The organism is Cupriavidus basilensis (genome assembly GCF_008801925.2).
Classification (GTDB): Bacteria; Pseudomonadota; Gammaproteobacteria; order Burkholderiales; family Burkholderiaceae; genus Cupriavidus; species Cupriavidus basilensis.
The window spans coordinates 93,330-112,251 of record NZ_CP062803.1; the positions used below are offsets into that span (position 1 = coordinate 93,330).

The window sequence follows — 18,922 nt, forward strand, 5'->3', positions numbered from 1 at the left end:
TGTGCCGATGAGCTGGGCTGGAAGCGGCCTGCCTGAACACAGAACACAGAACTCCGATACCCGATGTCAAAGGAAACCAACATGCAATCCCGGATCTTTCGCCTTATCGCTACCACCGCATTGGCCTTCAGCCTGCAACCTGTCTTTGCCGCTTCGGTCAACGGCGTGGCCATCCCCGATGACCAGATCACCCGCGCCATGCAGCAGGCACAACTCCCCGACAACGACGCAACGCGCAACGCCATCAAGCAGCAGCTGATCGCGCGTGAGCTGTTTCGCCAGGAGGCGGCCAGGGCCAAGGGGCTGGAAGCGCGGCCCGATGTGCAGCAGGCCCTGCGCGAGGCGAAGGACGCCATCCTGACCCAGGCCTGGCTCAAGGACCATATCAAGCCCGCACCGGTCACCGAGGAGCAGGTGCGCGCGCGCTACAACGCCATCGTGGCAAGCCTGGGCGACAAGGAATACAAGGGCCGCCTCATCGAGCTTGCCGACGATGCCGCGGCCGCCGCCGCGCTCGCACGCATCCAGGGCGGCGAGGATTTCGCCAAGGTGGCGCAGCAGGTGAGCCTCGCGCCGTCCAGGGCCAGCGGTGGCGCGATGGACTGGCTCAGCTTCAAGGTGCCGGCGCAGGAAGGCCAGACCCAGAACCTGCCTTTGCCGCTTGCGCAGGCGCTGTCCACCCTGCCCGCTGGCGCGGTGAGCGCCACCCCCGTGGCCTGGAACAACCGCCGCTTCCTGGTCAAGGTTGACGAAGTGCGCGCGACCCGTGTCCCGGCCTATGACACCGTCAAGCCCGGCATCCAGCAAGCGCTGCAGGCGCAGGAACTTGAGCGGGCCACGACCACGCTGGTCACGCAGTTGCTGGGCAAGGCAAAGATCACGCAGTAAGGCGGCCCGCAAAGGCTGCCCGCCCTGCTACGCAACCCGCCCCAAGACATCCAGCTCGACGCACTGCCAGGAAGCACCATGTACCGCGTGAAACAAGCCGCTCTGCCTCAGGACAACGCACAGCCCGATCCGTCGCCCGGCCTCTCGATGGCCGAGCGTGGCCGTCGCCGCTGGTGGGTGCGTGCGCTGGCTGGCGTGGTGGCCTTCACGACCTGGATTGCGCCGCTGCAGGTGTCCTTGCAGCAAGCCAGGCAGGCGGCAGGGGTGTTGGCGGCGGGCGCCTCGGATCCGGCCAGTGTTGCGATCCAGTCCGGCGCCGCGCGGCAAAGCCTGATGCGCTGGGCGGTCGCGCACCTGCCGGTGACGGCCAGCTTTGGCCCTGCGGCGGCCCATGCCGCGCCGGTCACCGACCCGAACGCGCCGGTGCGTTTCTCCCCGTCGATCGGCACCACCGGCGGACCGGGTGCGCCGGCGGGCGGCGTGCCCGTGGTGGGCATCACCACGCCCAACGCGGCGGGTATCTCGCTCAACCAGTACCGCGCATTCGTGGTCGATCCGATCGGCCTGATCCTCAATAACAGCACCACCGGCGGCGGCACGTTCCTCGGTGGCCAGGTGGGCGCCAACACCAACCTGGCCACCTCTGGCCCGGCTGGCCTGATCATCAACCAGGTCACCAGCCAGACGCCCGCCCAGGTCAACGGCACCATCGAAGTGTTCGGCGCCCCGGCCGGGGTTGTGATTGCCGCGCCCGGCGGGGTCTATACCCGTGGTGCGAGCTTTACCAACACCACCCAGGTCACGCTCACCACCGGCGTGCCGCAGTTCCTGTCGGGCACCGGGACAGCCACCAGTTTCGATGCCGCCACCGCCGCCGGCTTCCTCGTGCAGGGCGGGCGCGTACAGATCGCCAACCCGTCGCCGGGGAACCCCAACGGCGTGGGCATCGAGGGCACGGTCGGCAATATCAACCTGATTGCCGAGTCGATCGGCGTCGATGCCGCGCTCTACGCGGGCAACCAGATCAACCTGGTGGCCGGGCGCCAGTTGGTCACGCCCGCAGCCGTGTCCCCTGCTACGCCATCCGGCGGGGCCTTTGCCACCACGGCGACCGGCGCAAACAACGCGGCCAGCAATACCAGTGCCGCCGGCGGCCTGGCGATCGACGCCACCGCGTTCGGTGCCATGACCGCCGGCCAGATCCAGATCGTGAGCACCGCCGCGGGCCTGGGCGTGCGCGCCGATGGCAATCTTGCCGCGTCGGCCAGCAACCTGACGCTGGACTCCGCCGGCAACCTGAAGGTTGGCAGCACCTACGCCAAGCAGGCGGTCGCGCTCAACGCCGCCGGCGCCGTGGTGGCATCGGGCGATGGCCACAGCGAGGCCGGATACACCCTCAACGCCGGGCAGGACGCCACACTGGGCGGCACGCTGAACGCGGGCAAGGCCGTGGCGGTGTCGGCAGGTGGCTCGATCCACGGTGCCGGTGGCATCCAGGCGCAGAACGCCGTCACCCTGGCCGCCGGCGGCAGCGTGGATGTGGGCGGCGCGGTCCGTGGATCGCAGATCGCCATCTCGGCGGCGGGCAACGATGGCCGTGGCGATATCCATTTGCGCGGCGATGTCAGCGCGCCGGGCACGATCCAGCTCAACGCGGCGCGCGACACCACCATCGACGGCAGCGCGGTCTCAGCCGCCGATCTGGACCTGTCCACCCAACGCCATCTCACCATCCACGGCATGGCGGGCAGCACCGGCGGCAATGTGTCGCTCACCGGCGTCACCGGCAATGTCACCACCACCGGCAATGTCGTGTCGCCCGGCACGCTTGCCGTTACCGCAGGCACCGATGCCAATCTTGGCGGCCAGGTGCTCGCCACCGGCCGGGTTGGCGTCACAGCCCGCAGCGGGAGCATCACCACCAGCGGGCAGATCGGCAGCAATGCCAGCCTCTCCCTCACCGCCGCGCAGAACGTCACGGTGGGCGGCCAGGCCCAGAGCGCGGGCAAGGCCACCATTACCGCCACCGCCGGCAGCGCCGCGATCAACGGCGCGCTGACCAGCGATGGCGACGCCGCCATCGCGGCGGGCCAGAACGCCAACGTGGCCGGCAGCGTGGCCAGCGGCGGCAACGCCACGATCCAGGCCGCGGCAGGCTCGGCCACGGTGAGCGGCACGCTCTCCAGCGTGGGCAGCGCCACCGTGAATGCGGGACAGAACCTCACCCTGGGCGGCAGCGTGCTGACCGGCGGCGATCTGGCGGCCACGGCCGGGCAGACGCTCAAGGCGGGGCAACTCACCTGGGTGGGCGGCAATGCCACCCTGCGCGGCACGGATATCCAGGTCGGCTCGGCGGCGGGTTCCGGCACAACCGGGGGCAATGCCGTCACCGGCACGCTCGATGCGTCCGCCACGCGCAGCCTCGCCCTGACCGGCGACACCACGGCCGCCAATATGACGCTGGGCGGCCAGTCCATTGCCAACAGCGGGGCGGCGATCGCCACGCAGCAGCTCACGGTCAGCGGCGGTGCGGTGAGCAACGCCGGGACGCTCGCTGGCAACCAGGTCAGCCTGATTGCCTCCAGTCTGACCAACCGCGGCACTGTCGGCGGCCAGACCGTCAACGTCACGGCGGCGAATGCCCTGGACAATGCCCAGGGCCTGATCACAGGCGCCAAGCATCTCACCGTCACCAGCGGCGCGCTCGCCAGCAACCAGGGCGGCACCCTCTTCGCCGGCGACCTCACCGGACAAGCGGCCACGACAGGCGACCTGACGCTGAGCATCACGGGCGGCAACGGGAGCTTCAACAACGCGGCGGGCCAGATCCTGGCGGGCAACAACCTGAGCGTGAACACGCCGAACCAGGTGTTCGACCCATCGGCGGCCACCGCCGGCACGCTGAACGCCAACGCCACCCTGACCCTCGCCGCGCTGGCCATCAACAACACCGGCACGTGGAACGTGCCGGGCGGCAACGTGGTGCTCAACGCCAGCCAGGGCATCACCAACACCGGCACGATCCAGAAATCCGGCGACCTGACCCTGGCCACCGGCGGCACGCTCACCAATGCCGGGCAGATCGTCAGCGGCAGCCATCTCTCGCTGTCCGCTGGCGCCTTGACGAACACCGGCACCCTGCACGCCAACGGCAACCTGGCGCTGGGCGGCAACGTGGCCAACCGGGGCACCGCCGAGGCCCTGGGCAACCTGACCGTCACCGGCGGCGACTACGACAATCGTGGCGGCACCACCCAGGCCGGCGGCGACATCAAGGTCGATATCTCCGGCACGCTCAACAACATCGGCAGCGTGATCGGCGCCAACGGCAATTTGCATATCGCCGCGGGCGCGGTCATCAACGACCGCACCGCGCCGGTGGATGCGGGCAGCTCCATCACCAAGGTCAGCAATAGTGCGTTGCTCAATGCCACCCAGATCGGCAAATACGCTACGTGGGAGCTCATTGCGGATTGCGCTGACGGCTGCCAGTCCTGGGTGCCGGGCAAGCCTCTGCCTGTGACGTTTGGCAATGTCCAGCGCACTGCCGATGGTGGCGTGCTGGTCGTCAATTCCCCTGAGACGGTGTATGACCCCGTCTACCAGGTCACCAATCCCGTCTATCTCTGGCATCTGGTCCCGGCCAGCGGCAACCCGATATCTCCAGGAGGCAATGCGACCAGCGTGGGCGGTGTGCCCACGGTCGACCGCGTTGAAGTCAAGCAGGCAGACGGCACCGCCGGCCAGATTATTGCCAGGGGCAACCTCGATATCACCGCGGCTGCGCTCTCCAACAAGGGCGGCACGATCTCCGCGGGCAAGGACGTCACGCTCAACGTCGGCAGCCTGGACAACGGCCGCTCGGCCTCGATCGTCAATAGCGTCACCGACACAGTGAATCAGGGCGAGTTGTCGGCCTTCCTCGCAGGAATGAAGGCGTTGCTGAAGCCGCAAGGTGGCGTCAGCGAACTCGCCCCGCTCGTCTATGGGTTTGGCGCCACGCCGTGCAACAGTGATAACTGCAGCGGCAACAACCGGCCGTGGTCAGAGGTCGCGCTGCAAACCGATGGGCGACCTGCCGTGCCCTCCCAATCGACCATTAGCACCCAGCTCGGCAAAGCCGGCCAGATCACCGCCGGCGGCAACCTGACTCTCACCGGCACCGGCGACCTGACCAATGCCGGCGACCTGGCCGCGGCGGGCAAGGTCGCCATCAAGACGCCGGGCACGTTCACCAACAAGGGCGTCTACGACAGCAAGATCACCACAACGCCCGGCTGCGTGGCCGGCGCGCCGGACTGCCCGGACGACAGCAATCCCCGCGTGGATTCCCTTGCCTGGCAGCAGACGCCCAGCACGGTGGCCGCTGGCCAGACGCTCACGATCAGCGCGGCCAACATCCAGAACCTGAGCGCAACGCTGGCCGCGCAGGGCGATATCACCCTGAACGCCACCAGCAGCGTGACCAACCGCTCCGGCGCCATTCAGTCACTGACCGGCGATGTATCGATCACCGCGCCGACGCTGGTCAACACCACCATGGATACCGCGCGGCTGTACAAGAGCTACGGCGGCCAGAACCCGCCTTACGCCGGCGGCTGCAATCCCGGTGGCACCTACGGCAACAGCCAGTGCGCGGCGAACGAGGACGCCGCCGCCGGCCCGGCCGGCGTCATCTCCGCCGCGCGCGACGTCCAGCTGTCCGGCACGAACCTGACCAACAAGGGCGCGCTCATCACCAGCGGGCGCAACGTCACGGTCGGCATGGCCGGCAGCATCGACAACAACAGCATCCCGCTCAACGCCGACTGGGTCGGGCGCTGGCAGGAAGACCGCAGCGGCGGCGACCGCTGGCACGACACCGGCGGGCGCGCCACGCTCGGCAGCCTGGAATCCGGCATTCAGGCCAGCAATGCGCTGTCGGTGAAGGCCGGCGGCCAGGTGCTCAACACCGGCAACCTGATGGGCAGCCAGGTCGACGTCACCAGCGCCGCGCTGGTAAACGGCTACACCAGCCCCACGCAACCCACGCCGCCCGCAACCGGCGCGCAGCAAGTCATCCCGCTGGGCCCCGTGGCAGCCCCCGCCGGCGCGGTACCGGCCGCCACGCCGGTGAACAACCCGACCACCCCCTGGCAGTTCAACCCGGTCACCGCGCCCAACGGCCCCACAGACCGCGCGCAATACCTGAACAACAGCCCGGCCACCGCCGTGCTGGCCGGCGTCACGCCCGACAGCCTGCTCGCGCAGCTGCCCGCCGACCTGCGCCCGGGCAAGGTCAGCTTCTACTACGACCCCTACACCGAAGGACAAAGGCTCCAGCAAGCCGCGCTGCAACAGACCGGCCAAGCCAGCTTCGTGAGTGGCCTGGCCTGGGACAGCCAGAACCAGCTCTCGGTCACCGACCAGGAAAAGCTCAGCCTCTACAAGAACGCGGCGGACTACGCCAAGGCGCACAACATCGCGCTGGGCACGGCGCTGACGCAGACGCAGGTCAACGAACTCGACAAGCCCCTGCTCTGGTACGTGCAGCAAGCCGTACCCGACCCGAACTGCAACACGGTCGCCAGCACGGCATGCCCCACCGTGAACGCGCTCGTGCCGCAGGTGTACCTGCCCGAGGGCTACGCACAAGCGCTGACCAAGCCCACCGGCGGCACCATCGCCGGCGACAAGGTGAGCCTGGACATCGCCGGCCAGCTGCGCAACAGCGGCGCCATCACCGCAGCCGACACGCTCAACGTGAAAGCCGGCAGCATCGACGCCGGCCCCAACGTGGTGGACATCGGCACCTCGGCCTACAAGGCCCAGGGCGGCTGGAACGTGATCACCGGCACCGTGGTGCAGCCCGGCGGGTTCATGAGCGCCATGCGCATGAACATCGAGGCCGACAGCATCCACGCGGTCAACAACGCGTTCCTGATCCGCAACGCCGACGGCACGGTCGACGAGGCCGCAACCGTGGCGCTGGTGAACCAGCTGAAGGCCAACCTCGGGTTGAACTACACCGAAGGCACGGTCGCTGACGATATTCATACGCGGTTTATTCAGGAGAAGAAGGGGTTCGGACCGCTAGGTCAGATTGTGATGATGGTGGCGGCTGTTGCCATCTCGATCGTGACAGCGGGGGCTGCTGCGGCGGTCATGGGCGTGGCCTTGGCGCAGATGACGCTGGCGCAGGCGATGATCGTGGCCGCCCTCTCCAGCATGGCCAGTAGCGCTTTCACCCAACTCGCGTCCGGCCAAGGGTTGAACTTCGGGAAGCTGGCGACGGCCGGCGCGATTGGCGCGATCACGGCGGGCTTGACCAAGGGCATCACCTTTGACGGCAGCAGCTTCGGGGTGAGTGAATGGGGGAAGTCCCTGGAGGGAACGAATACCCTGGCAAACCTGGCGGGCACGAACAGCGTCGGTGGCGTAATGCAGGCGGCCCAGAACGGCGCGACCGGCACGCTGGCACAGCAAGCCGTGGGCTTCGTTGGCACGGGCTTGATCAATGCCGGGGTTAGCACGGTGCTCAACGGGGGCAGCTTTGGGAGTGCGCTCAAGGGCAGTCTGGTGGCGCAGGCGGGGGCGTTGGGTGCCAATAGTATTGGCACCGAGTTGCCTGGCATCGGATCCACCGGTGCAACCCCGGGCAGCGAGGTGGCCAACGTACTGGCGCATAGTGCGCTGGGTTGTGCGGCGGCAGCAGCTACGGGAGGCGATTGTGCAGGCGGTGCCGTTGGTGCGGCCGCTAGCGCTCTGATCGCCCCCTTGGTGCGCGATGGTCTATATGGATCGGATGGAGCCACCACTCGCGTGCAGTACAACGCGGATGGCACGCAGACTACGGTCACGAGCTATACCAACCCAAATTACAACGCGGTAGTGGCTGCGCTGTCGATGCTTGGCGGAGCCGGGGCGGCCGGGCTTGTTGGCGCAAATCCGTTCGATGCGGCGCGTGCCGCGCAGAACGAGGCGGTCAACAACGCGGTAGGCGTGCACATGGTGACGACCCCCATCCCGACGCCGTTTGGTGTAGTGATGGTGGCGATACCAGTGGTCACAAATGACCCGATCGGGACACCGAACAACGGGCCGCAGAAGACCGACCCGCTGACCAACCCGCTGGAAGCGGCCAATGACGGGAAGGTCATCACGACACCTAACAATGGCCCGCAAGGTGCAACGCTGACGGGCACTCCAGCAGGAAGCCCGCAAGGCCCCACGATCCTGGGCAACCCGGGCTGCGGCGCGGCAGTCGTGCCCTGTCTCGGCCTGACGGTGATGGCTGCCGTGCAGGACGGCGTCAGCAAAGCGTCTGAGTTGCTCGGGGGCAGCAGCAATGCTCCAAACAGTGCGACATCAGGGGCAACCTCTGCGTTTGATACATCGGTTACTTCCCAGGGAAGCAAATTCCTGAATGTTCAGACAGACGTAACCGCAGCGCAGTTTCAGTCGACCCTGATTTCGAACGGATACAGCATTACCAGCCAAGGTACAGGGAAGAATGGGGCGTTCACGGTATTGAGCAACGGGTCCTCCACCTATACGATATACACTCGCTCAAGCACGGGTACCGCTGGTGCTCAGTACTTCGGACCGGGTGGTGCATCGAGCAAGTTCACGCTCAAAGGGCAGTAACCGATGTTTGACGACACTATTGACGAGGGACGTATGAGTCTGAGCGAAGGGGATCCTGTTTATCGGCAGCAGGCGTTTGATAACGTCGTGAAGGCACTGGATTTCGATAGGATGCTACCCGACCGTGTTTATTTTGGAACCTGGAGCGATTTTCTATTCTTCCAGTCCGACCACGTTTTCGCGTCAGACTTCCCGGAAATTGTGCGTGAACTCCTGAGTGTCGAACGGGCTCATACCGCGTGCCTACTCAACCTTGACAAGACCGAGAGGTTCGAGTTTGACTACATTGCGGCGATCTTCTTGGGCGAGATGATCAGTGGAGTCGCGTACGACGACAAGTTACGCGACGGCGGTCCTGCGAGTGGTTGGCTTTACAGGGTTGATAGGTACGCTTGTACATCTGATGTTGGCGAGTGGTGCATCTATTGCGAGAAAAGCAACGATGTAGCGGTTATTGGGTTGCGTGGAATTGACGGTATCGGGAGATTCGAGAAACCTCTGAAGCGACTGTGGGCTAAGCCGATAGACGAGTTAATTGATGGCGGGTGTTATCCGGTCTTTCCTTTCGATCAACTGGTGCCAGCTTGGCGTCAGGGGTTAGTGAAAAACTACGGACGACAACGCGATATGGCAGGATAAGAAAATCGCGGTCAGGATTGAACTGGATGCTGCATACTAGAACAGAGCGGTCACAGGTAAAAGATGGACAGCCGTAACGCCTATGCGCCGACAAATCGATGCATTAACACAAGCACTTGCTGGCGATGTTGTGAGCCACTGGCCATCTGAAGCGCGGCAGACGCCCGTCAAAATCTCTGTCGGTGCGCTGGAGGCCGTTGATGACGACGATCCCGGCTATCTCCGTGTGTCCATATCCAACCCTGGCACCGATGTATTAGAGATTGCGCTATCAGGCAAGGACCTGCACACCGGGCTCTGCAGGGATATCAGCTCTGCAGATCTGCCGATTACCGCTGGCACGGATCTCCCGACGCAGCTACTTACGCTGCGCCCGGGTGCGGCCATCGCAGCGCGCCTCGTGCTCGATGCGGCCTGCATGCCTGCAGATTCCGCCGCGCTGGTTGGTGCGTTGATTGTTGTCCGCGACGGGGTGATGGAATATCGCTCCTTCGGACAGGTCGACATTCCCCGAAAGGCAGTGTCCAGGCAATAGTTGTGGTCTGGCGGCCCGATACGCCACGCTGCCACTGCCACTGCCACTGCCACTGCCACTGCCACTGCCACTGCCACTGCCACTGCCACTGCCACCGCACCCAGCCAGGTCACCACCAGCTATCCCGCCATCATTCTTGGGACCGTCGAGCAGGACAATGAACCCAAGCAGCAGTTGCTTGCCGTCTTTTCGAAGGGATGGGCAGGGATCGGCAAGACCCCGAAGGAAAGCGACCGCATCGGCATGCCGGCCTCGACAGATCAGGATACCAACATGCCCGTGCTCGAGCGCTACGTGAGCGCGGGACAGCCGCTCTCGATAATGTTTGCGGCCACGCTTGACGGCAGTCTTGTGTGTCGCGCGGCGGCAGTGATGACACCCGAAGCGGGGCACGATTACGAGCTCGTCGTTCTGCTGCAAGGGACGTCGATTGGCGGCAATGGACGATGCGGACTGCTCGCTTATGAGCTCAAGCCTGGAGCAGGCCCGGACAACCGCGTGCCGTTCATGCTGCGGCCCCGGGCGGTGGCCGAGCGCTAACTTCGCGAAATGAGCAACATTGATATGAGTGAAAGCCAACCTCCATGCCAGGAATGATGAGAACCTTGATTTTGAGCGCTTGCGCACTCGTCCTGACCGCCTGCGTAACGAGATATCCGGAGCCCACGTCGGGCGACCGTGCCAGGATACGGATGGTGAAGACGGGTCCGTCGGCAAGCACAAGCTTCCACACTTTTTCCAACATGCCGGCGGGAGACTGTATCAAGCAGGGCGTGGAGCTTGGCGAGCAGCGTATCGCTCTGTTTGACAACCCATTGGTTCACTACAACGCTAGCCTTGGGATTCCCGGCAATGACGCCCAGGCTAGCCAGCGTTTCTCGGAAGCCTACATTCATGCTGGCAGGCCTTTCCTGCTCGACACATTTGTCATAGGCGCCAACGTTCAGAATTCATATCAATGTCGTGTTGCCGCATTGTGGAGCCCGGAGTCCGGGGCAGACTATGAGGCGGTGCTTCACTGGACGGGCAGCGCGTGCCAATTGACCGTTTCCAAGGTCGAGGCAGGCGGGCCTGATGGCGTTGCTCTTAAGCGTCCGGTAGACGCCAGGTTTCTGAAGACTTGCGAAGCGCCGGGCAAGTGAACACCACGACGTGACCGGACGGGCAATCCTGTGTGTGAGAGGGAGCGATTTTCCCTGGATTTAGGGCCACACGGCTCGGCGTGGAGCCGCCGTGGCGGCGGGGGATGGCTGTAAGGTGCGCAATGAATATTCAGATAAATGGCGAGGTGGTGAGAAGCGAGGTGGATTTTCATCGAGAACTAGCTTCCATCCTTGGAGTTGAGTCATCCTACGGCTTCAATACGGACGCGTTATGGGACCTGCTTAGTTCAGGTGTGGGGAGGCCCATTTTTTTAAGATGGGTCAATGCAGGTGTCTCAAAAAAAATCATGGGTAAATCGTATTTTGATATTTTAAACATCCTGGAGAGAGTGAAAATGCAGGATGAGGGATTCGGTTGGGTTGAAAAATTTACTTATAAGATCGATTTTTAGGGCGAGAAAATACTGATCATCTCAATTTTGTTACATGTACTTCTTACGCTCGGCCTCCATGTTCGGCGCGGCGATCCAACCGGACCTTCGCCTAAACGGCCAGGGGCCTGGCTGCTATTCCGGCCCTCCGGCATTTGGCTCGCCAATCGGCCGGCATATCAAATTGCGACTGGAGATTGTGCATTATGTATTGGACGGATCATTTCCTGCCTTCGACGAAGAGGCAATTCAAGCGCCTTTCCAATCTGTTGGTGGTAGCCGCAATGCTGGGTGGCACGCAAGGAATCCCGCGTGCCAATGCGGCATCCGGCCAGCCTGACGGCGCGATGGCGGTTGTGCGAAGCTGGACTATCCTGCAAAGGATCCAAAGCGAATGTCCGGGGGGGCCCGATGAGCGTTGGCGACTCGATCGCATCGATCAGGCGGTTGCCCCGTCCCATAGGTTCTCCGCCCGACGATATGCGGAGGAGCTGATTAAGAGTTCCGCGTGGCAATCTATCCTCGGCAAAGACATTCAGACGCTGCTGAACATGACGAATGGCTGTGGGACGCCTGCGATGCTGGAGTGGCAAGCGGGTATGCGCCGACAAATCGATGCATTAACGCAAGCGCTTGCTGGCGATGTTGTGAGCCACTGGCCATCTGAGGCGCTGCAGACGCCCGTCAAAATCTCTGTCGGTGCGTTGGAGGCCGTTGATGACGACGATCCCGGCTATCTCCGTGTGTCCTTATCCAACCCTGGCACCGACGTATTAGAGATTGCACTATCAGGCAAGGACCTGCACACCGGGCTTTGCAGAGATCTCAGCTCTGCAGATTTGCCGATTACCGCTGGCACGGATCTCCCGACGCAGCTACTTACGCTGCGCCCGGGGGCGGCCATCGCAGCGCGCCTCATGCTCGACGCGGCCTGCATGCCTGCGGATTCCGTCGCATTGATTGGTGCGTTGATCGTTGTGCGCGACGGGGTGATGGAATATCGCTCCTTCGGACAGGTCGACATTCCCCGAAGGGCAGTGTCCAGGCAATAGCTGTGGTCCGGCGGCGCCATCGCCGGCGACGCCTGTGGCGACAATGCGGCTTTAGTGCTCCGATTGGTCTACGTGTGGTGGGTCGTGATGCAACGGCCAGGCTTGGCCGCCCCTTCGCGCGGCACCGACATCCCCGCGTTCCCCAACTTTCCATACTTCTGGTGCGGCAGCGCACCAGAACCGTGCCGTGCGCACGTACTTGCCGCCTGCCATGGGCGTTTTCGGCCACCATTGCGGCGTTTTCCATCCCTGGGTAGCCCCAAATTCACTGGCACGGTTGTTGCATCGCAGAATTCAAGTGACTTGAATTTAAAGAAAGTCACGCGTAGTTTTGCTCGAGTTACTTGAATACCAACCGTTTGTCCACGTGTCGAAGGGGATGAGAGTGCGCAAGAAGAACACCGTAGTTGCCGCTGCCTTGTTGCTGGCCTCGGCCGGGTTGGCCGGGATGTCCGCGCCGGCTGCTGCCAAGGATGTCGTCAAGATTGCCTTCGTGGGCCCGCTGACTGGCGGCGTGTCGTCCATCGGCCTGGGCGGGCGCAACTCCGCCGACCTGGCGGTTCGCTTGCGCAATGCTGACCCGAAGTCGAAGTACACCTATGAGCTGGTCACGCAGGATGATGAGTGCCGCCCTAACGTGGGCGTGCAGGTGGCGACCAAGATCGCTGCCGACAAGAGCATCGTGGCGGGGGTGACGCATTTCTGTTCGGCCGTGGCGATGGGCACGGTTGGCGTGTACAACCGCTTTGGCATGCCGGCCGTGGTGTGGGGCGCGGTGTTGCCGGATGTCACTTACGGCAATAACTTCAAGGAGATCCATCGCGTCAACGGCACGATGATCAACCAGAGCGAGGTTGCGGCGAAGTTCATGACGGGCCTGGGCTACAAGAAGTGGGCGATCATCCATGACACCACCGATTACGGCAAAGGCCATAACAAGTACTTCAGCGAGTTTCTGAAGAAGGATGGCGGCACGGTGCTGGGTACGTTCGGCGTGACGGCTGACCAGCAGGATTTCACGACGGAACTGACCAAGATTCGCGAGCTGAAGCCGGACGTTGTCTACTTTGGTGGCCTCACGCCGCTGGGCGTGCGCATCCGCACGCAGATGGAGAAGCTGGGCATCAAGGCACAGTTCGAGGGGACGTCGGGCATCAAGTCCGATGCGTATATCCAGGGTACGGGCAAGGAGCAGGCCGAGGGCTCGCTGGCCTTTATCGAGGGCGCGCCGTGGGAGAAGCTGCCCGGCGGCTTGTTCTTCGCGGGCAAGTACTCGCAGCAGAAGTACAGCGATCCGCCTGAGGCGTACGGTCCGTTTGCGTTTGCCGCGGCCAACCTGATCATGGATGCGGTGGAGAAGGTGGGGCCGGATCGCAAGAAGGTGCGCGACACGCTCAATGCGACCAAGGATGCCGACACCATCATCGGCAAGGTGACGTTCGACGACCATCGCCAGAACATCGTGCCGCTGGTTACCAAGTATGTGGTCGAGGATGGCAAGTGGGTGATCTGGGAGGACAGCACCTACGGCAAGGGCAAGAAGAAGCTCGCCGGCTTGTAAATCACTGACGCGTTAAACCAGAAAAGCACGATCCCACGAATCCACGGGCCCGCGACCGCAAGGCGCGGCGGCCCGTGGCCGACTGCGCGTGGCGTCTGGCTTCTTGTCTGGATGGGGGGAACTCGATGAGTGTGATTGGCCAATACGTATTCAACGGTTTGATGCTCGGCATGATCTATGCCATGGTCGCCGTGGGATTTACGCTGTTTTTCGGCGTGCTGGATGTGATCAAGTTCTCGCACGGCGATACGCTGATGGTCGGCGCGTTTGCTGGCCTGGCGGCGTCCACTGGCGTGCTGATGCTCGACATCCAGTCGCCCTGGATCCGCTTGCTGGCGGTGGTGCTGTGCGCGATCTGCGTGACCGGCCTGCTGGGCGCGGCGATTGCTAAATTCCTGATCCTGCCGCTGCGCAAGGCGGCACCGCTCAATACATTGCTGGCCACGCTGATGCTGGGCACGGTGATGCGCGAATCCGTGCGGCTGTTCTATCCCGATGGCTCCAACCCCAAGCCGTTCCCGGCGCTGCTGCCAACGGCTTCCATCGAGCTGGGCAGCTTGTCGCTGCGTGCCGATAACCTGATCCTGCTGGGGACCGGCATCGCCATCATCGTCGGCGTGCATCTGCTGATTACGCGTACCCGTTTCGGCATGGCGATCCGCGCGGTGGCGCAGAATGGCGAAACGGCGCGGCTGATGGGCATCAACTTCGAGGCGGTGGTGCTGCTGACGTTCGCGCTGGGCTCGGGCATGGCGGCGCTGGCGGGCGTGATGAACGGGCTGTACTACAACGAGATCAACTTTAATGTGGGGCTGTTGCTTGGCGTGATCGGCTTTGCCGCGGCCATTCTCGGCGGGCTGGGGAACATCTACGGCGCCATCCTCGGCGGGTTTCTGTTTGCCGCGCTGCAGGTGCTTGGCAGCGCCACATTGCCTGCGCTGATTCCGGATATCCCGAGCGCGTACAAGGACGTTTTCGCTTTTGCCGTTGTCATCGTGCTGATGGCCTGGAAGCCGACCGGCCTGATCGCAGAAAAATCCAGTGAGCGGGTCTGACACCATGAACACCTTGAGCACCATCAACACCCCGAAGCGTCACACATCAGGCACGCGCAATCCCGCTGTGGTGCTGGCGCTGGCCTGCATCGCGCTGACCGTCTACATGTGGTTGTTCCTGCATGCGGAGTCGCAGCTCAGCGTGGCCATCTTGCTGGCCGTTGCCATCGTGGCGGTCATTGCCGGCCGGAAGCTGGGCGCCAACCGCGCGCTCGAGGAGGCCGGCGTCAGCCGTCCGGGCCTGGCCCGCTTGTGGGCGGTGGGCGGCACGTTGGCGCTGATCGCCGCGTTCTACGATGCGCACTTCGCGCTGCTGATGATCTGCTCCGTGCTGCTTTACACCACGGCATGCCTCGGCCTGACGCTGCAGTTTGGCTTCTCCGGCGTGGCCAACTTCGCGGGCGCGGCGTTCTTTGGCATCGGTAGCTATGCCACTGCCGTGATGGCCATGCACACCGGCATTCCGCACTTGTTGATCATCGTCATCTCGGGCGTGATCGCGGCGCTGGTCGGCTCGATGCTGATCACGCCGGTGTTGCGCACGCGTGGGCACTATGCGGCCTTGGTGACCATCGCCTTCGGCATCCTGTTCAAGACGTTCATCGAGGTCAACGATGTGCTGGGCGGGCCGCAAGGCCTGCAGGTGCCGGGCATGACCGTCTTTGGCTACGCGCTGAACGATGGCTTTACGGTGGCGGGTGTCGACGTGTCGTTCTACGTGAGCTATGCCTTGATCAGCCTCGGCATCTGCGCCGGTGTCTTTGCGACGGTAAAGGCGCTGGAGCGCTCGTGGGTGGGCTTGAGCATGGACGTGGTGCGCACGGACGAGACGGCCGCCGCCACCTTCGGCTTGCATATAGCGCGCTGGAAGGTTGTGGCCTTCATGCTGGGCAATTTCTTCGCGGGTATCGCGGGCAGCATGTACGGGATGATCACCGGCTTCGTGGCGCCGAACAACTTCACGTTCTCGGATTCGCTGCTGATGCTGTCGATCGTGATCCTGGGCGGGCTGGGCAATGCGATTGGCCTGATTCCGGCGGCCATCATCGTGCTGGTGCTGCCTGAGAAGCTGCAGTTCATCCAGGAGTACCGTTTCCTCTTCTATGCGGCGCTGGTGATCGCCATCCTGCTGTTCCGCCCCGATGGGCTGCTGCCGCGCAAGACGCGCTTGTTCTTTGGCCGGGAGACTTCGCGATGAGTGACAAGACCATGATTGAAGTCAGGGGACTGACCATGCGCTTCGGCGGCCTGACCGCCCTGGATAGCCTGGACATGACAATCCGCGAGGGCGAGATCCTTGGTCTGCTCGGCCCTAACGGTTCGGGCAAGACGACCTTCTTCAATGTGCTGACCGGCCTGTACAAGGCTAGCAGCGGCACCATCACCTACAACGGCGAGAACGTCATCGGCAAGACGCCGCAGGACATCTACCGCAGCGGCGTGGCGCGGACCTTCCAGCGCTCGCGCTTGTCCTTGCCGCTCACGGTGTTCGACAACATCGTCATAGGCGACTACCAGCACATGCAGCACGGGCTGGTGTTCAACCTGTTCCGGCGCAAGGCGTTTCGCGCCGAGTACGACGCCTATGTGGAGAAGGTAAAGGGGCTGCTGAATATCTTCAGCCCGCCGTTGGTGGCGCGGCTGTTCGAGCCCGTGGAGACCTTCACCATGATTGACCGCCGCCGCATCGAGGTGTGCCGCGCGCTGATGAGCCAGCCGCGCCTGCTGTTGCTCGATGAGCCTTCTGCCGGCATGACGCATGATGAAACGCATGCGCTGATGAGCGATATCCTGGATGTGCGCGGCAAGCTGCCGAACTTGTCGGTGGTGCTGATCGAGCACGAGATGAACGTGATCGAGCGCATTACCGACCGCTGCGTGGTGCTGAACTATGGCAAGAAGATCGCCGAGGGCACCTACACGGAAATCACCGACGACGCCAATGTGCAGACCGCCTACCTTGGAGAGGAAGCCGCATGAGCACGCTCGATTCCCCCGGCACGCTCAGCGTGAAAGGGCTCACCACCGGGTATGACAAGGTCAACGTGCTGCATGACGTTTCCATCGACGTGGCCCCTGGCAAGATCACCTGCATCCTCGGCGCCAATGGCGCGGGCAAGAGCACCCTGATTCGCGCCATCCTCGGCCTCACGCCGCCGCGCCAGGGCCAGGTCTTGTGGGATGGCAAGGACCTGGCTGGCGAGAAGACGCACAACATCATCGCTACCGGGATCGCTTGCATCCCGGAGGGGCGCAAGATCTTTCCGCGCATGACGGTGGCGGAGAACCTGGCGCTGGGTGCGTACCTGGAGACCGATGCGGCGCGGGTGCGCGATCGGCTGGCCAAGGTCTACGATATCTTTCCGCGCCTGAAGGAGCGGGCGGCGCAACTGGCGGGGACGATGTCGGGCGGTGAGCAGGCGATGGTGTCGATCGGCCGGGGATTGATGGCGGAGCCGAAGCTGCTGGTGATCGATGAGCCGTCGCTCGGGCTGTCGCCGCTGTATGTGAAAGAGAACTTCAAGGTCATCAAGCAGATCAACGCACTGGGCATCACCGTGCTGCTGGTCGAGCAGAACGCACGGCAGACGCTGGCCATTTCACATTACGGCTACGTGCTGTCTCAAGGCCGCGTGGTGGCCCAAGGCACGGCCGAAGCGCTGGCCAGCAACGACGAGGTGCGCTCGGCGTATTTCGGCTGACGGAGAACAGGCATGAACGATTTCCTGGCACTGCCGGCGCGCGAGCTGGCGGCACGCATGGCGCGGCGCGAGCTCAGCGCGCAGGCATTGGTACGCGCATACATCGAGCGCATCGATGACGCCGAGGCCGGCATTCTGGCCTGGCAGCATTTCGATGGGGCGCAGGCATTGCAGCAGGCGCGGTTGCTGGATGCGGGGCCTGCCTTAGGCGCGCTGCACGGCTTGCCTATCGGCGTGAAGGACCTGATGGACACCGCCGACATGCCCACCACGTATGGCTCGCCGATCTACGCCGGGCATCGGCCCGTCATGGATGCCGCCTGCGTGGCAATGGCGCGCGCCGCGGGTGCGGTGGTCATGGGCAAGACCGTGACCACGGAGTTCGCCACTTTCCAGCCGGGGCCCACGCGCAACCCGCGCGCCCCCGCCGATGCCCCGCGTACACCGGGTGGCTCGTCCAGCGGATCGGCGGCGGCGGTGGCTGCCGGCATGGTGCCGATCGCCTTCGGCACGCAGACCGCCGGCTCCATCATCCGTCCTGCTGCCTATTGCGGTGTGGTCGGCTACAAGCCGACCTTTGGCACGCTGCCGTCGGCCGGCATCAAGTCGCTCGCGCCCAGCCTGGATACCGTGGGCGTGCTGGCGCGCTGCGTCGACGATGCTGCCTTCTTCATCGGCGCGATGGCGCGCCTGCCGCTCACGCCGCCGCAGACCGGGCAGGCGATGGCGTTGCGCGTTGGCATTTGCCGCACGCCGCATTGGGAGCGCGCGGGTGATGACAGCCGGCGTGCGCTGGATACGGCCGCGCGCTTGCTCGAAGGCCATGGCGCCGTGTTGAGCGACCTGATGCTGCCCGCGGAATTCGACGAACTGACGCAGGCCCAGATCGACATCATGGCGTACGAAGCCGCAGCCGCTTTCGCGCCGGAATTGCGCGCGCGGCCCGATGGTTTCAGCAGTGGCTTTGCCGCGTTGCTGGCGGCAGGCCGTGGCATCGATGGCGGCCGCTTCTTTGCCGCGCAGGCGCTTGCCAGTTCTGCACGCAGGGCCTTCGAGCAGATGTTCGCGTCCGTCGACATCGTGCTCGCACCGAGCGCGCCGGGCGAGGCCCCGGCTGGCCTGGGCGCGACGGGCGATCCCATGTTCAACCGCATGTGGACCCTGCTTGGCAATCCGTGCGTCCATGTGCCTACCGGCACGGGTGCGCACGGCATGCCGGTGGGCGTGACGCTGATCGGCCCGCACCGGGGCGATGCGCGCGTGCTTGCGGCTGCGCAGGCGCTTGAGCGCTGCGTGGCTTGAAGTGCGGTGAGATGACCGATCTGAATCC

At 64.1% G+C, this 18,922-nt stretch carries 14 protein-coding genes; all 14 read left to right on the forward strand.

The window, feature by feature from the left end; all coding sequences use genetic code 11:
* Positions 1-81 precede the first annotated feature (81 nt).
* The 14 genes from F7R26_RS00335 (at position 82) to F7R26_RS00400 (ending at position 18,894) form a co-directional block, all read left to right on the forward strand.
* Positions 82-888, forward strand: a complete 807-nt coding sequence (locus F7R26_RS00335; protein ID WP_150985388.1) for a peptidylprolyl isomerase — start codon at positions 82-84, stop codon at positions 886-888.
* Between the two features lie 78 nt (positions 889-966).
* Positions 967-8,514: a two-partner secretion domain-containing protein gene (locus F7R26_RS00340; RefSeq protein ID WP_150985389.1), complete on the forward strand. Its 7,548-nt coding sequence runs from the start codon at positions 967-969 to the stop codon at positions 8,512-8,514.
* A 3-nt stretch (positions 8,515-8,517) separates the two neighbouring features.
* Positions 8,518-9,153: a hypothetical protein gene (locus F7R26_RS00345; protein ID WP_150985390.1), complete on the forward strand. Its 636-nt coding sequence runs from the start codon at positions 8,518-8,520 to the stop codon at positions 9,151-9,153.
* Positions 9,154-9,235: 82 nt separating this feature from the next.
* On the forward strand, positions 9,236-9,688 hold the full coding sequence (locus tag F7R26_RS00350) for a hypothetical protein (RefSeq protein ID WP_170301826.1): 453 nt from the start codon (positions 9,236-9,238) through the stop codon (positions 9,686-9,688).
* Positions 9,689-10,228 (forward strand): hypothetical protein, encoded by a 540-nt coding sequence (locus F7R26_RS00355; protein WP_170301827.1) that lies wholly within the window; start codon positions 9,689-9,691, stop codon positions 10,226-10,228.
* Positions 10,229-10,380: 152 nt separating this feature from the next.
* Positions 10,381-10,830, forward strand: a complete 450-nt coding sequence (locus F7R26_RS00360; RefSeq protein WP_150985392.1) for a hypothetical protein — start codon at positions 10,381-10,383, stop codon at positions 10,828-10,830.
* Between the two features lie 122 nt (positions 10,831-10,952).
* Positions 10,953-11,243: a barstar family protein gene (locus F7R26_RS00365; protein WP_150985393.1), complete on the forward strand. Its 291-nt coding sequence runs from the start codon at positions 10,953-10,955 to the stop codon at positions 11,241-11,243.
* A gap of 185 nt (positions 11,244-11,428) precedes the next feature.
* The gene (locus tag F7R26_RS00370) at positions 11,429-12,274 is read left to right on the forward strand and encodes a hypothetical protein (RefSeq protein ID WP_170301834.1); all 846 of its coding nucleotides are present in this window, start codon (positions 11,429-11,431) and stop codon (positions 12,272-12,274) included.
* A 385-nt stretch (positions 12,275-12,659) separates the two neighbouring features.
* Positions 12,660-13,835, forward strand: a complete 1,176-nt coding sequence (locus F7R26_RS00375) for a branched-chain amino acid ABC transporter substrate-binding protein (RefSeq protein WP_150985396.1) — start codon at positions 12,660-12,662, stop codon at positions 13,833-13,835.
* Positions 13,836-13,960: 125 nt separating this feature from the next.
* Positions 13,961-14,890 carry a branched-chain amino acid ABC transporter permease gene (locus F7R26_RS00380; protein WP_150985397.1) on the forward strand — a complete coding sequence of 310 codons (930 nt, stop codon included), beginning with the start codon at positions 13,961-13,963 and terminating at the stop codon, positions 14,888-14,890.
* A 67-nt stretch (positions 14,891-14,957) separates the two neighbouring features.
* The gene (locus F7R26_RS00385) at positions 14,958-16,088 is read left to right on the forward strand and encodes a branched-chain amino acid ABC transporter permease (RefSeq protein WP_150985460.1); all 1,131 of its coding nucleotides are present in this window, start codon (positions 14,958-14,960) and stop codon (positions 16,086-16,088) included.
* On the forward strand, positions 16,085-16,870 hold the full coding sequence (locus F7R26_RS00390) for an ABC transporter ATP-binding protein (RefSeq protein ID WP_150985398.1): 786 nt from the start codon (positions 16,085-16,087) through the stop codon (positions 16,868-16,870). Before F7R26_RS00385 ends, F7R26_RS00390 begins: the two co-directional genes overlap by 4 nt.
* Positions 16,867-17,592: an ABC transporter ATP-binding protein gene (locus tag F7R26_RS00395; RefSeq protein ID WP_150985399.1), complete on the forward strand. Its 726-nt coding sequence runs from the start codon at positions 16,867-16,869 to the stop codon at positions 17,590-17,592. Before F7R26_RS00390 ends, F7R26_RS00395 begins: the two co-directional genes overlap by 4 nt.
* Positions 17,593-17,604: 12 nt before the next feature.
* Positions 17,605-18,894 (forward strand): amidase, encoded by a 1,290-nt coding sequence (locus F7R26_RS00400; protein WP_150985400.1) that lies wholly within the window; start codon positions 17,605-17,607, stop codon positions 18,892-18,894.
* Positions 18,895-18,922 lie beyond the last annotated feature (28 nt).